General features: G+C 65.1%; 13 protein-coding genes. 6 read left to right on the top strand and 7 right to left on the bottom strand.

The window, feature by feature from the left end:
* Positions 1 to 32: 32 nt before the first annotated feature.
* From nuoF to HALZIN_RS0114565, 6 genes are all read right to left on the bottom strand, one after another.
* Complete coding sequence (gene nuoF, locus HALZIN_RS0114590; protein WP_031384927.1) at positions 33 to 1,409, bottom strand: NADH-quinone oxidoreductase subunit NuoF; 1,377 nt, start codon at positions 1,407 to 1,409, stop codon at positions 33 to 35.
* On the bottom strand, positions 1,406 to 1,915 hold the full coding sequence (gene nuoE / locus HALZIN_RS0114585) for an NADH-quinone oxidoreductase subunit NuoE (protein WP_031384926.1): 510 nt from the start codon (positions 1,913 to 1,915) through the stop codon (positions 1,406 to 1,408). Before nuoE ends, nuoF begins: the two co-directional genes overlap by 4 nt.
* Before the next feature lies 1 nt (position 1,916).
* On the bottom strand, positions 1,917 to 3,692 hold the full coding sequence (gene nuoC, locus HALZIN_RS0114580) for an NADH-quinone oxidoreductase subunit C/D (protein WP_031384925.1): 1,776 nt from the start codon (positions 3,690 to 3,692) through the stop codon (positions 1,917 to 1,919).
* A 40-nt stretch (positions 3,693 to 3,732) separates the two neighbouring features.
* On the bottom strand, positions 3,733 to 4,413 hold the full coding sequence (locus tag HALZIN_RS0114575) for an NADH-quinone oxidoreductase subunit B (RefSeq protein ID WP_031384924.1): 681 nt from the start codon (positions 4,411 to 4,413) through the stop codon (positions 3,733 to 3,735).
* A gap of 89 nt (positions 4,414 to 4,502) precedes the next feature.
* Positions 4,503 to 4,910: an NADH-quinone oxidoreductase subunit A gene (ndhC, locus tag HALZIN_RS0114570; protein WP_031384923.1), complete on the bottom strand. Its 408-nt coding sequence runs from the start codon at positions 4,908 to 4,910 to the stop codon at positions 4,503 to 4,505.
* Between the two features lie 244 nt (positions 4,911 to 5,154).
* Positions 5,155 to 5,583: a YqaA family protein gene (locus tag HALZIN_RS0114565; RefSeq protein WP_031384922.1), complete on the bottom strand. Its 429-nt coding sequence runs from the start codon at positions 5,581 to 5,583 to the stop codon at positions 5,155 to 5,157.
* 60 nt (positions 5,584 to 5,643) lie between these two features.
* Here HALZIN_RS0114565 and thiD point away from each other — a divergent pair, with 60 nt between their 5' ends.
* The 3 genes from thiD (at position 5,644) to dtd (ending at position 8,159) form a co-directional block, all read left to right on the top strand.
* Positions 5,644 to 6,456, top strand: coding sequence for a bifunctional hydroxymethylpyrimidine kinase/phosphomethylpyrimidine kinase (gene thiD, locus HALZIN_RS0114560; RefSeq protein WP_031384921.1), 813 nt, complete (start codon positions 5,644 to 5,646; stop codon positions 6,454 to 6,456).
* A 112-nt stretch (positions 6,457 to 6,568) separates the two neighbouring features.
* A complete protein-coding gene (locus HALZIN_RS0114555; protein WP_031384920.1) occupies positions 6,569 to 7,420 on the top strand; it encodes a universal stress protein in 852 nt (283 codons plus the stop codon).
* A gap of 301 nt (positions 7,421 to 7,721) precedes the next feature.
* The gene (gene dtd, locus HALZIN_RS0114550) at positions 7,722 to 8,159 is read left to right on the top strand and encodes a D-aminoacyl-tRNA deacylase (RefSeq protein ID WP_031384919.1); all 438 of its coding nucleotides are present in this window, start codon (positions 7,722 to 7,724) and stop codon (positions 8,157 to 8,159) included.
* 29 nt (positions 8,160 to 8,188) lie between these two features.
* On the opposite strand, the gene HALZIN_RS0114545 is transcribed toward dtd, so the two are convergent.
* Complete coding sequence (locus HALZIN_RS0114545) at positions 8,189 to 10,123, bottom strand: ATP-binding cassette domain-containing protein (RefSeq protein WP_031384918.1); 1,935 nt, start codon at positions 10,121 to 10,123, stop codon at positions 8,189 to 8,191.
* A 198-nt stretch (positions 10,124 to 10,321) separates the two neighbouring features.
* On the opposite strand from HALZIN_RS0114545, the gene HALZIN_RS17170 reads away from it, so the two are divergent.
* From HALZIN_RS17170 to HALZIN_RS0114530, 3 genes are read left to right on the top strand one after another with little or no spacing between them, the layout of a single operon-like run.
* Positions 10,322 to 10,894, top strand: coding sequence for a TIGR02444 family protein (locus HALZIN_RS17170; protein WP_051907540.1), 573 nt, complete (start codon positions 10,322 to 10,324; stop codon positions 10,892 to 10,894).
* Positions 10,895 to 10,942: 48 nt separating this feature from the next.
* Positions 10,943 to 11,626 carry a TRAP transporter small permease gene (locus tag HALZIN_RS0114535; protein ID WP_236254996.1) on the top strand — a complete coding sequence of 228 codons (684 nt, stop codon included), beginning with the start codon at positions 10,943 to 10,945 and terminating at the stop codon, positions 11,624 to 11,626.
* Between the two features lie 43 nt (positions 11,627 to 11,669).
* A complete protein-coding gene (locus HALZIN_RS0114530; protein WP_031384915.1) occupies positions 11,670 to 12,953 on the top strand; it encodes a TRAP transporter large permease in 1,284 nt (427 codons plus the stop codon).
* Positions 12,954 to 13,098 lie beyond the last annotated feature (145 nt).

The following is a 13,098-nucleotide window of genomic DNA, read 5'->3' as shown; positions in this document are numbered from 1 at the left end:
CCGTTACCTCGCCTTGGGGTGAATGGATCCGCTCATACCTCGCCCACCGGGATCGGGTCCGCATGGGCGGTACGCGGCGGATGCGTGACGCCACGTTCGAATTCGTCGCGGAAGTACTTGAGCGCCGACTCAAGCGGCATCGCCGCCCCCGGCGCGTGAGCACAGAAGGTCAATCCCGGCCCCAGGTCCGTGGTGTGCTGCTCGAGGATCTCGATGTCACCCTGTTCGCCTTCGCCACGCTCCAGGGCCTGGAGGAGCTTTACCGTCCACGGCAGGCCGTCGCGACACGGCGTGCACCAGCCGCACGACTCACGGGCGAAGAACTGCTCGAGATTGCGCAGCAGCGATACGATGCTCTGACGTTCGCTGACCACCGTCAGCAGCCCGGTGCCCAGACGGCTGCCGTGCTGGCCGATGGTGTCGAAGTCCAGGGCCAGATCGAGGTGCTCGGGCAGCAGGAAGCCGGTACTGCCGCCGCCGGGCAACCAGGCCTTGAGGGTATGGCCCTCGCGCATGCCCCCGGCGCGCTCGAGAATTTCCCGGCCGCTGGTGCCGATGGGCAGTTCCCACAGGCCGGGACGCTCGACCAGCCCCGAGACGCCATAGAGCTTGGTGCCGCCATCGTCGCTGAGGCCGCCGGACAGGCCCTGATACCAGTCCGCGCCGTGGCGCATCACCGCCGGGGCGTTACACAGGGTCTCCACGTTGTTGACCACCGTCGGCTTGCCCCAGGCGCCGGACTGGCCCGGAAACGGCGGCTTGGCGCGCGGGTTGGCGCGCTTGCCCTCCAGCGAGCTGATCAGCGCGGTCTCCTCGCCGCAGATATAGCGTCCGGCGCCGGTGTGCAGGGCGATGTCGAAATCGTAACCGCTGCCGGCGACGTTGCTGCCCAGCCAGCCCGCTTCCCGCGCCTCCTCGATGGCCACGGCCAGGGAATGCGCCGCCTCGACATATTCGCCGCGCAGGAAGATGTAACCGAAGCGCGAGCGGTTGGCGTAGCCGGCGATGATCATGCCCTCGATCAGCAGGTGTGGCAATTGCTCGAGCAGCAGGCGGTCCTTGAAGGTGCCCGGCTCCATCTCGTCGGCGTTGCAGACCAGATAGCCGCGCGGCAGATGGTCGCCCACCTGGGTCAGCCCCCACTTGACGCCGGCGGAGAAACCGCCGCCGCCGCGGCCACGCACGTTGGCCTTCTTCATGGTGTCGATCACGTCGGCGCTGGAACAATGCTCCAGGGCGTGGGCGGCGGCGCGATAGCCTTCCTTGTCGCGATACTCCTCGAGCCCGACCCGCGCGCCGTCCTCGCGCAGCCGCCAGGTCAGCGGGTGGGTGTCGGCGCGGCGCTCGGCGGCGCTCTGGCGCAGTTGGCAGTGGTAGCGCAGCCGGGAATCCTTGGGTATCGCATTCATGGATAGGCCTCCAGGAGTTCATCCAGATCGTCAGGCGCGATGGGGCCGAAGGTATCGTCATCGATCATCATCGCCGGGCCGCGATCGCAGGCGCCCAGGCAGCACACCGGCAGCAGGGTGAAGCGGCCGTCCGCGGTGGTCTGACCCAGGCCGATACCAAGGCGTTTGTCCAGGGCGTCGCCGAGTTCCTCGTAGCCCGTCAGGAAGCAGGAACTGCTGTCGCAGATCAGGATCACGTGGCGCCCCACCGGCTGACGAAAGATCAGGCTGTAAAACGTCGCCACGCCCTCGACGGAAGCGGGACCGATGTCCAGCACCTCGGCGATGGCGGGGATCGCCGCGTCGGGCACCCAGCCGTGGCGGCGCTGGACGATCTTGAGCGCCTCGATGCAGGCCGCCTGGGGCTGCTCGTAGTGATCGCGCTCGTGCTCGATCGCCCGGCGATCCTCGTCGGCAAGGGTGAAGCCTTCGCCATCGCTGGCGATGTGTCGTGCGCTCTCGGTCATGTCAGCGATCCACGTCGGCCATCACGAAATCGATACTGCCCAGGTGGGCAATCAGGTCGGGCACGAAGCCACCGCGCATCAACGCGGGAATCTGCTGAAGGTGCGGGAAACTCGGCGTGCGGATGCGCGTGCGATAGCTCATGGTGTTGCCGTCACTGGTCAGGTAGTAGCTGTTGATGCCCTTGGTCGCCTCGATCATCTGCTGCGACTCGTTGGGCTTGAGCACCGGCCCCCACGACACCTGCAGGAAGTGGGTGATCAGCGTCTCGATGTGCTGCAGCATCTTCTCGCGCGGCGGCGGCGTGGTCAGCGGATGGTCGGCCTTGTAGTCGCCGGCCGGCATGTGGTCGACGCACTGCTGAATGATGCGCAGGCTCTGGCGCATCTCCTCGATGCGCAGCTGACCGCGATCGAAGACGTCGCCGTTGGCGCCCAGCGGCACCTCGAAATCGAAGTTCTCGTAGCCGCCGTAGGGGCGCTTCTTGCGCAGGTCGAAATCGCAGCCGGTGGCGCGCAGATTGGGCCCGGTGACCCCCCAGGCGAGCGCCTCGCGGGTGGTGAAGGCGGCGACGTGGCGGGTCCGTTCGCGGACGATGGCGTTCTCCATCATCGCCCGTTCGTACTCGCGCAGCCGCTTGGGCATCCAGTCGAGAAAGCCCTGCACCAGTTTTTCCCAGCCGTGCGGCAGATCCATCGTCACTCCGCCGATGCGAAACGAGGCCGGATGCATGCGAAAGCCGGTGATCGCCTCGATCACCTCGTAGCCCTTCTGGCGATCGGTGAAGGTGAAGAACACCGGGGTCATCGCCCCCAGGTCCTGCAGATAGGTGCCCAGGAACAGCAAATGGCTGGTGATGCGGAACATTTCGGCCATCATGATGCGGATGGTCTGGGCCCGTTCGGGCACCTGGATGCCGGCGAGCTTCTCCACCGCCAGGATGTAGGGGAAGTTGTTCATCACCCCGCCGGTGTAGTCGACGCGGTCGGTATAGGGGATGTAACTGTGCCAGGACTGGCGCTCGCCCATCTTTTCGGCGCCACGATGGTGATAGCCGATATCCGGCACGCAGTCGACGATCTCCTCGCCGTCGAGCTGCAGGACGATGCGGAAGGCACCGTGGGCGGAAGGGTGGTTGGGCCCCAGGTTGAGGAACATGAATTCGGTGTCGGCGTTCTCGCGCTGCATGCCCCAGTCTTCGGGCTTGAACTGCAACGCCTCCTGCTCGACACGCTGGCCTTCGACGGTCAGGGTGTAGGGGTCGAACTCGGTGGCCCGCGCGCCGTGATCCTTGCGCAGCGGATTGCCTTGCCAGGTCAGCGGCATGAGGATCCGGGTGAGATGCGGATGGCCGCGAAAGTCGACGCCGAACATGTCCCACACTTCGCGCTCGTACCAGTTGGCGTTGGGGTAGAGCGACACACTGGTGGGCAATGCCAGGTCATCCTCGTGCAATGCCACTTTGAGCATCACGTCGCGGTTGCGCGAGATCGACAGCAGCTGATAGAAGACCGTGAAATCCGCGGCGGGCAGGCCGCGTCGGTTGCCGCGCAGACGTTCGTCGATCGCCGACAGGTCGTAGAGCATATCGAACGGCTCGGGCATGTCGCGCAAGAAGCTCAGTGCCTCGATCACTATCTCCCGGGCCACCCACAGCACCGGCATGCCGGTCAGCGTCGCCTGCTCGAGGATGGCTTGATCGCCGAAGCGCTGCTTGAGCGCACCGACGACGGGATCGTCGGCGGCCGTCGAATCGGGGGTCGGTATGGCAACGCTCATGGACGTGAATTGGCTCCTGCGACAAAAAATGAAAGCGCGCTCAGATGCTGTCGGGCGTACGCAATTCGGTGGCCTGGATGCGCTGGGCCCGCGCTTTCTCGCGCTGCGAGGGCATGTCGGCGCGGTAGACGCCCTGGTCGCCGACCACCCACGACAACGGCCGCCGCTCCTCCTGGATCGAGTCCTGAAGCAGCTGCAAGCCCTGCAGGAAGGCCTCTGGGCGAGGCGGACAACCGGGCACGTAAACGTCCACCGGCAGAAACTTGTCGACGCCCTGGACCACCGAGTAGATGTCGTACATGCCTCCCGAGTTGGCGCAGGAGCCCATCGAGATCACCCACTTGGGCTCGAGCATCTGGTCGTAGAGCTGCTGGATGACCGGCGCCATCTTGATGAAGCAGGTTCCGGCGATGACCATGAAATCCGCCTGGCGCGGGGAGGCGCGAATCACTTCGGCGCCGAAACGGGCGATGTCGTGCGGCGCGGTAAAGGCCGTGGTCATCTCCACGTAACAGCACGACAGGCCGAAATTGTAGGGCCACAGGGAATTCTTGCGTCCCCAGTTGACGGCCGAATTGAGCACCTCCTCCAACTTGCCGGTAAAGACGCTGCGATGGATCTGCTGCTTCAGCGGGTCGTCCTCGACCCGCTGACGCTCGCCCAGTGGATAACGTGCGTCCGCTGACACGGCGTCTTCGACACGCGTGAGGGTATAAGCCATGCATCTCCTCCAGCTAGCGGCTAGCTGCCACGTCGTTATTGAGCATCCGGTATCGGGTCTTGCTGCATAGCAAGGCCGGAGCGTCCGGCTCAGGAACCGGGATCGCGCATCTTGCGTTTGGGAGCCCAGTCGAGGGCGCCGACACGGCTGTCGTAAACCAGGCCGGCGAGCAGAATGAAAATGAACACCGCCGCCCCGGCGAAACCGGCCCAGCCCACCTCGCGCACCGATACGGCCCAGGCGAACAGGAACACGGCCTCGATATCGAAGATCACGAAGAGCATCGCGACCAGGTAAAACTTGGCGGAAAAACGCTGGCGAGCACTACCCGTGCCCACCACCCCGGACTCGAACGGCAGGGACTTGCTGCGTCCCTTGCTGCGCCCACCGAGCAGACTGGCGGCACCGATCATGAAGGCGCACAGGGCGACGACGGCAACGACAAACAGGCCGGCGGCCCAGTATTGCGCGATGATCGCGGTAGCGTTCTGGTTCATGCATTCCCTCGTTAAAACCATGAACGGCAGGCAGACCCAATCGCTCAGCGATCATTGATTGTAGTTTTTGAGGCCTGGCCTTTGCCCGTACGGGTCAAGCATAGGAGATCATTAGAGAATTGTCAGAGGCAAGCGGTACTTTCGGCTCACCCACGCTGACTGATAAACATTCATACTCATCTCCCGCCCATCTCAAGAATACGCTATCGGCGGCTGGAGGCCATCCTTGAGTGCCGATCGCGATTCAGCACAGCGGCGCCAGCCAGCGGCCGGCCAGCCAGAGCAGCACGGCGTAGCGTACACCCTTGGCGATCAAGATCAACAGGCTCGCGCGCCACCAGGGCAGGCGCATCACGCCGGCCAGCATGGTCAACGCATCGCCCACCAGCGGGGCCCAGCTTAGCAGCAGGCTCCATGCACCCAGCCGGGCGTACCAGCGCTCGCCGCGTACCAGGGCGCTCACCGAGACGGGGAACCAGCGACGCCCCTGGAAATTGCGGGCATAGCGTCCCAGGGCAACGTTGATCAGACTGCCTAACGTATTGCCCAGTGTGGCCACGCCCCATAGCGCCAAGGGTGGCTCGCCGAGACACCACTGGCGCGCCAGCCACGCCTCCGAGCCGCCGGGCAGCACCGTGGCACTGGCCAGCGCCACCAGAAACAGGCTCAGCATGGCCGACACCCCGCCCGATGCACTAGGCTATAGCTTTTCCAACGCAAGCTGCATCCGATAATGTCCGCGACTCCTCGTATCGCCAATGTATTGACCATCGCCGGCTCGGATCCCTCGGGGGGGGCCGGCATCCAGGCCGACCTCAAGACCTTCTCGGCGCTGGGCACCTACGCCACCAGCGTGATCACCGCACTGACCGCGCAGAATACTCGCGGCGTCAGCGGCGTGCAGCCGGTGCCCGCCGCGTTCATCGCCGAGCAATTCGACACCCTGCTCGACGACGTCGCCATCGACGCCGTGAAAATCGGCATGATCGCCGGCCGCGAGGTCGCCGAAACCGTGCGCGAGTGCCTGCAGCGCCGGCGGCCGCGCTGGGTGGTGCTCGACCCGGTGATGGTCGCCAAGAGCGGCGACATCCTGGTCGACGACGAAGGCATCCAGGCGGTCCGCGAGCTGCTGGTACCCTGCGTCGACCTGATCACGCCCAACCTGCCCGAAGCGGCGGTACTGCTCGATGCCGACACGCCGCGCGACAGCGACGCCATGCAGGCGCTGCTCCCCCGACTGCTCGAGCTGGGCGCCCCGCACGTGCTTCTCAAGGGCGGCCATCTCGACGGCGAGCGCTGTCCGGATCTGCTGGGTTCCGCCGAGGGCAGCAGCTGGCTCGAGGCCGAGCGCATCGCCACCCGCAATCTGCATGGCGCCGGCTGCACGCTGTCCTCGGCGATCACCGCCCACTTGGCCCGGGGCGAACCGCTGGTCAGCGCGGTCCAGCATGCCAAGGTGTGGCTCAGCCAGGCGCTGCACGCGAGCGAGCGGCTCAGCGTCGGCCGTGGCCGCGGGCCGGTGCATCATTTCCATGCCTGGTGGTAGCCGGCCGGCGAAACTTGCAGACCGCGACAGGGCGCACCATGCTTCCAATCACGCTTGCGGGTTCGTCGCCGCCGAGCGACTCGCCGAGTGACAATCGTGGGAGGATGCCGCCATGCCTCAGACCCTGCTGTTTGCCTGTGACCTTTCCGCCGAGAATCGTGCCGCTTTCGCCCGGGCGGTGCGCCTGGCCGTGGACAACGGCGCGCGCCTCGACGTGCTGCATGTGCTCGATCCGCATTTGCCGCACCAGGCGCTGCGCGATCTTGAAGACGCCGTGGTCGCCGACATGGAACGCACCCTGCAGGATCTGCGCGAGGATTATGCGCTGCCCGAGCCGGAAGTGTTGATTCAGACCATGACCGGCGAACCGTATGCCGAGATTGTGCGCGAGGCCCACGAACGCAAGGCCTCGCTGATCATGCTCGGTACCCATCGCAAGCGTGGCCAGCCCGACCTGGTTGGCGGTACCACCCTGGCCCGGGTAATGCGCAGCGCGCCCTGTCCGGTATTCTCGGTCAGCCATTCGCCCGATCAGCCGTGGCGCGACATCTTGGTTCCCGTCGACTTTTCCATGGCCGGTCGTCAGGTCCTGCGACAGGCCCTGACCCGCTTCCCCGAGGCCTGCCTGACGCTGCTCTACGCCTGGGACATCCCCGGCGAACATGAACTCGCCTCGAATAGCGACTATGCCCGCTGGCGCGATAGCGAGCTCGCGGGGCTGCGTCGTCAACTCGAGCGCGAGGTCGACGCGCTGCTTGACGAGCTGGGCGACGTGCCCGAACTCGAACTGGTGCTCGAACAAGGCGATCCGGACGAGGTGCTGGCGAGCCGTCTGCGTCGCCTGCCCCCGGATCTGCTGGCGCTGAGCAACCAATACCGCCGGGGCCGAGATCATTACAATGTCCTTAACGAGCAGCTGCTCGCCGACCCTCACTGCGATCTGATGATCTGTCGGGCCTGGTAGCGGGCCTCTTGGCGGTGGCTGCCCGGCCCGCTCGCCATCCGCCGGGCCTTGGGTTCACAAGCCGCGGCCGCGTCACGGCAATCGGCTGCGGCTTTTCTCGCTCGGCCGCCTGAATGGCCTTGGCGAGCGTATTCAGGGTTCGCCTGCCGCGCTCGTCGGCCCGTTCGACGTAGATGTCGCGGACCGCAGACTCATTTCACGGACATCGCAGACTCATTTCACGGACATCCTCGCGCTGCGCTCGTTGCGCCCGGACCATGCTACGCTCGTCTCCGATGTGTTTCTTGCCATCGGAATTCTCATGCGAGCATTGATCCAACGCGTCAGTCGCGCCAGCGTGGCGGTCGATGGACAGACCGTCGGCGCCATCGATCACGGCCTGCTGGCACTGATCGGCGTGCAAAAGGGCGACGATACGACACGCGCCGACACGCTGTTGCACAAGTTGCTGCACTACCGGGTGTTCGGCGACGAGGCCGGCAAGATGAACCGCGACCTGAAACAGGCCGACGGCGGACTGCTGCTGGTCTCGCAGTTTACCCTGGCCGCCGATACCGGCAAGGGCCTGCGGCCGAGCTTTTCCAGCGCGGCCCCGCCCGACGAGGGCCGACGGCTGTTCGACTATCTGCTCGGCGAGGCGCGCCAGGCCTGGCCGCGCGTCGCCAGCGGCGAGTTCGGCGCCGACATGCAGGTTGCGTTGGTCAACGAAGGACCGGTGACCTTTCTGCTGGAAACCTGAATCACCTCCATCGAGCAAGCGAGCCAGACTCAGTTTGCGCCGACCAGCTCGGCCTCCAGCCGTTCCAGTTTCTCCTCGGCCTCGAGCCAGGCCTGCTCGAGTGCGTCTACCTCGGCCTTGAGCTCGCCCTGGCGGGCCAGCAGATCGGTCAGCTCGGTCTTGCGCGTCGCCTCGGTATAAAGCGCGGGTTCGCCCAGCGCCGCCTCGAGTGTGGCGAGCCGCCCTTGAGCCTCGCTCATGCGCCGCTCGACCTTGTCGCGCTCGCGCTTGAGCGGGCGCAGCTTGTCGCGCAGCTCGGCGGCGGCACGCCGCGAGGCCTTGCGGTCGGCTGGCGGCACCTCGGCCGTCACCGCACCGGCCTTCTCGGCTCGCGCTTCGCGCCGCGCGCCCTCGAGTCGCGCCTTGAGCCAGGCCCGGTAGTCGTCGAGATCGCCATCGAAGGGCGTTACCTTGCCGTCGGCAACCCGCCAGAACGCGTCGACCGTGGCGCGCAGCAGGTGACGATCGTGGGAGACGATGATCACCGTGCCCTCGAAGGCCGCGAGCGCCTCGGTGAGCGCTTCGCGCATCTCCAGGTCGAGGTGGTTGGTGGGCTCGTCGAGCAGCAGCAGGTTGGGTTTTTGCCAGGCCACCAGCGCCAGCGCCAGGCGCGCTTTTTCGCCGCCGGAACAGCGCGCCACCTCGCCGAAGGCATCGTCGCCGCGAAAGCCGAAGCCGCCCAGGAAATCGCGGATCGCCTGGTCGCTGGCCCTCGGCGACAACCGCTGCACGTGCATGAACGGCGTGGCGGCGAGGTCGAGCCCGTCAAGCTGGTGCTGGGCGAAGTAGCCGATCTTCAAGTGCTCGCCGGGCACCCGCTTGCCGGCCAGCAGCGGCAAATCGCCGGTCAGCGACTTGATCAGCGTCGACTTGCCGGCGCCGTTGGGGCCCAGCAGGCCGATGCGCTGGCCGGGCAGCAGGGTCAGCTTGACGTCGTCGAGCAGCGCCGAGTCGTCCGCATAGCCCAGCCGCGCCTCGTCGAGCACCAGCAGCGGATGCGAGCTCTTGTCGGCGGACGGCAGCGTGAAGTGGAACGGCGAATCGACGTGCGCCACGGCGATGGTCTGCATGCGTTCGAGCATCTTCAGCCGGCTCTGCGCCTGGCGCGCCTTGGTCGCCTGGGCGCGAAAGCGTGCCACGAAGCGCTCGATCTCCTCGCGCCGCGCCTGCTGCTTGGCGGCCTCGGCCTGCTGCTGGGCGAGCTTGTCGGCGCGGGTGCGCTCGAAGGTGGTGTAATTGCCGCTGTAGAGCGTCAGCCGGCGCTGGTCGACGTGAACGATGTGGTCGCATACCGCGTCGAGGAAGTCGCGGTCGTGGGAGATCAGCAGCAGCGTGCCGGGGTAGCGCGTCAGCCATTGCTCGAGCCACAGCAGCGCGTCCAGATCGAGGTGGTTGGTGGGCTCGTCGAGCAGCAGCAGGTCGGAGGGCATGAACAGCGTCTGGGCAAGGTTGACGCGCATTCGCCAGCCGCCCGAGAATGCCGCCAGCGGGCGCGCGAGATCGGCCTGTGTAAAACCCAGCCCGACCAGCAGCCGCGCCGCCCGGGCCGGCGCACTGTAACCGTCGAGGGCCTCGAGCCGGCCGTGCAGCTCGGCCTCGCGATGGGCCTCGCCGTTGGCGCTGGCGATCTCGAGCGCGGCCTGGGTACGCCGCAGCTCGCGGTCGCCGTCGAGCACGTAGGCGAGGATCGGGCGCGAAAGCGACTCGACCTCCTGGGCCATGTGGGCGATGCGCTGGCCGCCGGACAGGCTGACCTCGCCGCGATCGGGAGCCAGTTCGCCGAGCAGCAGCTTGAACAGGCTCGACTTGCCGCTGCCGTTGGCACCGACGATGCCGGCCTTGTGACCGTGGTGCAGGGTCAGCTCGGCATCCTCGAACAGCGGCTGGGTGCCGCGTTGCAGGGCCAGCTGGCGTAATGCGATCATGATGTTCTCCCGTCGACTCTAAGAGGGTGCTTACAAAATGCCTGCACTCGGCAATACGGCGTTGAAATTGCCCTCAAAATGCTCATTTACCCTTCGTAAACTGCGCTTTTTCACTTAATTTCGCCTTGTCTTGCCTTCGTTCGCCTATTTTGTAAACATCCTCTGTAAGGCTTCAGGACACGCTGTCCGTCGTCGCTAATGACCGACCATGGTACCCAATCCCCCTTCGCCGTGACTGCCCCGGATGCGCTCTGGCGCTATGCCCTGGCGATCTATGCCGATCCGGCGACCGCCAGCGCCTGCCTCGATCTGCAGGATCGGGCCGATGCCGACGTCTGCGAGCTATTGTGGCTGGGCTGGCTGGATCAGCTTGGCCTAGTGACGACTCCGAACGTCCGCCAGGTTCTGGCGCCGGTCCGCGCTCATCAGGCCCACTACACCCGTCCCCTGCGCGCCCGGCGTCGCGCCCTCAAGTCACTGGCCCGGCCGGGCTCGCCATTGGATGACTGGCGGGAACGGCTCAAACACGCTGAGCTGATGGCCGAGCGCCAGGCTCTGGAGCAATTGCAGGCCTTGACGCGGTGCGCAGCCGGGGTTCGGCCCTGGCGCGCCAGGGACGGTGACCTGCATAGCCGCCTGGCCCGACATTTGGGAGGCCCCCTCGACGATGCGCTCGCCGGCTCGCTGGCGATACTGGCGGTCGGTCTGCGTGCACTTCATGCCCGGACGACGTGTAGCACTGTCGCCACAAAGCCTGTAACTTCAAGGTAAGCGGTGTGTCTTCGGCCATGGACCACGCTGTCGGTGACTTTCAGCGGGATGTCCGCCACCCTCGGCGCGCCAATCCTGACAAATACAAGGAAAGCTTGCGACATGACTCCATCATCTCCGTTTTCCGGCGATAGCCAGAAACGCCCCGGTGGTCTGCTACGCATCCTGGGTGGTCTCGATCGGGGGCTTGGCGTGATCGAGCGCATTATCGTCGGTGGCAGCATACTCGTCATGGCCGCATTGATGAGTGGCAATGTGGTTGGCACCCTCGTGTTCGGGCAAGGCATTGCCGGTACCTACGAAATCACCGAGATGCTGATCATCCTCATTACCTTCGTCGGCATCGGCTACGCCGCACGCAACGCCCGGCATATCAGCATGTCGGCAATCTACGATCTGCTCAGCGGCCGGCTACGCAAGGCACTGCTGATTTTGATTTGCCTGGGCACGGCCGCATTGATGTTTTATTTCGCCTATAAATCCATCGATTACGTAATGGTATTGAAGGATCGCGGGCGGGTCAGTGCATCGCTTCGCATCCCCATGTGGACCATCTACCTCGCGCTGCCCATCGGCTTCACCCTGGCCGGCATCCAATACGTCCTGACCATCGCGCGCAATCTCATGAGCGACGACATCTACCGTTCGTTCACCGAGAAGGAGACCTATTCCGAGGTTCCCACGGACGATGGCGAACAAACTCCCGATCGCGATGATTCGCGCGGCGTTTGATTCCTCGACTACACCAAGACCCTAAAAATGCGAGGACTTTTTCATGCTGACTTGGCTAGGTGTGACCATGCTCGTGTTACTGCTGCTGGGGTTCCCGATGATGGTCCCCCTGGCCGTAGGCACGCTATTCATGATGTTTACCGGGATGACCTTCTTCGGCCCCGAGCAAGCGGTCAGCTGGATGATCAACGGTGTGGGCAGTTGGGTGCTGGCGGCGGTGCCCATGTTCATCTTTGCCGCCGACATCCTCACCAAGGGCCATACGGCCAACCGGCTCCTGGATGTGGTCGACACCTTCACCCGGCACATTCGCGGCGGCCTGCCCATCACCACCGCTGCCGCCTGCGCCCTGTTCGGCGCCGTCTCCGGTTCCACGCAGGCTACGGTGGTGGCCATAGGTACCCCCATGCGCCCGCGATTGCTGGCCAAGGGCTACTCTGACCACTTCTCCCTGGCACTGATCATCAACTCTAGCGATATCGCCCTGCTGATTCCCCCCAGCATCGGCTTCATTATCTATGGCGTGGTGATGAAGATATCGATCGGCGATCTGTTCCTGGCCGGTATCCTGCCAGGGTTGCTGATCCTGGCGATGTTTGCGATCTATTGTTACATCGACTCACGCCTCAAAGGCATCACTCCGGAGCCCCAGGCAAGCTGGAACGAGCGCCTGCGCTCCATGCGTCGGGTGATTTTGCCGATGGGCTTTCCGGTGTTGGTGGTGGGAGGCATCTACGGCGGCTTCTTCAGTGCCGTCGAGGCCTCCGCGGTGGCCGTGGCCTATGCCTTTATTCTCGAAGTCATCATCTATCGCAAGGTCTCGATCCGCGATCTCGGCAGCCTCGCCCTGTCCACCGGCATGATTACCGCCGTGGTCTTCATCCTTGTCGCCGTTGGCGCCGCCTTCTCCCAGACACTGGGTACGGCCGGCGTGCCGGAGAAGATCCTGGGCCCGCTCATCGAAGGCATCGGCGACAATCAGTTCCTGGCCCTTTTGCTGATTGCCGTCGCTTTCTTTATCGGCTGCATGTTCGTCGACCCGATCGTGGTCATCCTGATTCTGGTGCCGATCTTCAAGCCGCTGGTACAATCCACCGGGCTCGATCCGTTGCAGGTCGGCGTGATCGTCACGCTGCAGGCAGCCATCGGCTCGGCGACACCGCCCTTCGGCGTCGACATCTTCACGGCCATCGCCGTGTTCCGCCGGCCCTACATGGACGTGATTCGTGGCACGCCGCCGTTCATCGCTATCCTGGCATTGGCAACCCTGGTGCTAATTCTGTTCCCGCAGATCTCCCTGCTACTGCCCTCGCTGGGCGGCGATTGATCCCGTCGGCCCGGCCCGGCGCCGGGCCGCTCTCCGCGCTGACCCACGCTCATGCCACCATACGGCCGCGCCGCCTGGTTATCTGGTGAAAAGTTAATGCCACGGCCAACCCTGTGCCTGGAGCGAAATCTTCGTACAGACAAAC

The sequence above is a fragment of the Halomonas zincidurans B6 genome (assembly GCF_000731955.1).
GTDB classification, from domain to species: domain Bacteria; phylum Pseudomonadota; class Gammaproteobacteria; order Pseudomonadales; family Halomonadaceae; genus Modicisalibacter; species Modicisalibacter zincidurans.
Note: the sequence above shows the minus strand (reverse complement) of the source record. Positions and strands in the feature narration are given on the sequence as shown.

What these genes read in the sequence shown, in the direction of transcription:
- nuoF (WP_031384927.1), bottom strand. Translation starts at nt 1,409, where the DNA reads ATGAATGCGATACCCAAGGATTCCCGGCTGCGCTACCACTGCCAACTG.
- nuoE (WP_031384926.1), bottom strand. Translation starts at nt 1,915, where the DNA reads ATGACCGAGAGCGCACGACACATCGCCAGCGATGGCGAAGGCTTCACC.
- nuoC (WP_031384925.1), bottom strand. Translation starts at nt 3,692, where the DNA reads ATGAGCGTTGCCATACCGACCCCCGATTCGACGGCCGCCGACGATCCC.
- HALZIN_RS0114575 (WP_031384924.1), bottom strand. Translation starts at nt 4,413, where the DNA reads ATGGCTTATACCCTCACGCGTGTCGAAGACGCCGTGTCAGCGGACGCA.
- ndhC (WP_031384923.1), bottom strand. Translation starts at nt 4,910, where the DNA reads ATGAACCAGAACGCTACCGCGATCATCGCGCAATACTGGGCCGCCGGC.
- HALZIN_RS0114565 (WP_031384922.1), bottom strand. Translation starts at nt 5,583, where the DNA reads ATGCTGAGCCTGTTTCTGGTGGCGCTGGCCAGTGCCACGGTGCTGCCC.
- thiD (WP_031384921.1), top strand. Translation starts at nt 5,644, where the DNA reads ATGTCCGCGACTCCTCGTATCGCCAATGTATTGACCATCGCCGGCTCG.
- HALZIN_RS0114555 (WP_031384920.1), top strand. Translation starts at nt 6,569, where the DNA reads ATGCCTCAGACCCTGCTGTTTGCCTGTGACCTTTCCGCCGAGAATCGT.
- dtd (WP_031384919.1), top strand. Translation starts at nt 7,722, where the DNA reads ATGCGAGCATTGATCCAACGCGTCAGTCGCGCCAGCGTGGCGGTCGAT.
- HALZIN_RS0114545 (WP_031384918.1), bottom strand. Translation starts at nt 10,123, where the DNA reads ATGATCGCATTACGCCAGCTGGCCCTGCAACGCGGCACCCAGCCGCTG.
- HALZIN_RS17170 (WP_051907540.1), top strand. Translation starts at nt 10,322, where the DNA reads ATGACCGACCATGGTACCCAATCCCCCTTCGCCGTGACTGCCCCGGAT.
- HALZIN_RS0114535 (WP_236254996.1), top strand. Translation starts at nt 10,943, where the DNA reads ATGTCCGCCACCCTCGGCGCGCCAATCCTGACAAATACAAGGAAAGCT.
- HALZIN_RS0114530 (WP_031384915.1), top strand. Translation starts at nt 11,670, where the DNA reads ATGCTGACTTGGCTAGGTGTGACCATGCTCGTGTTACTGCTGCTGGGG.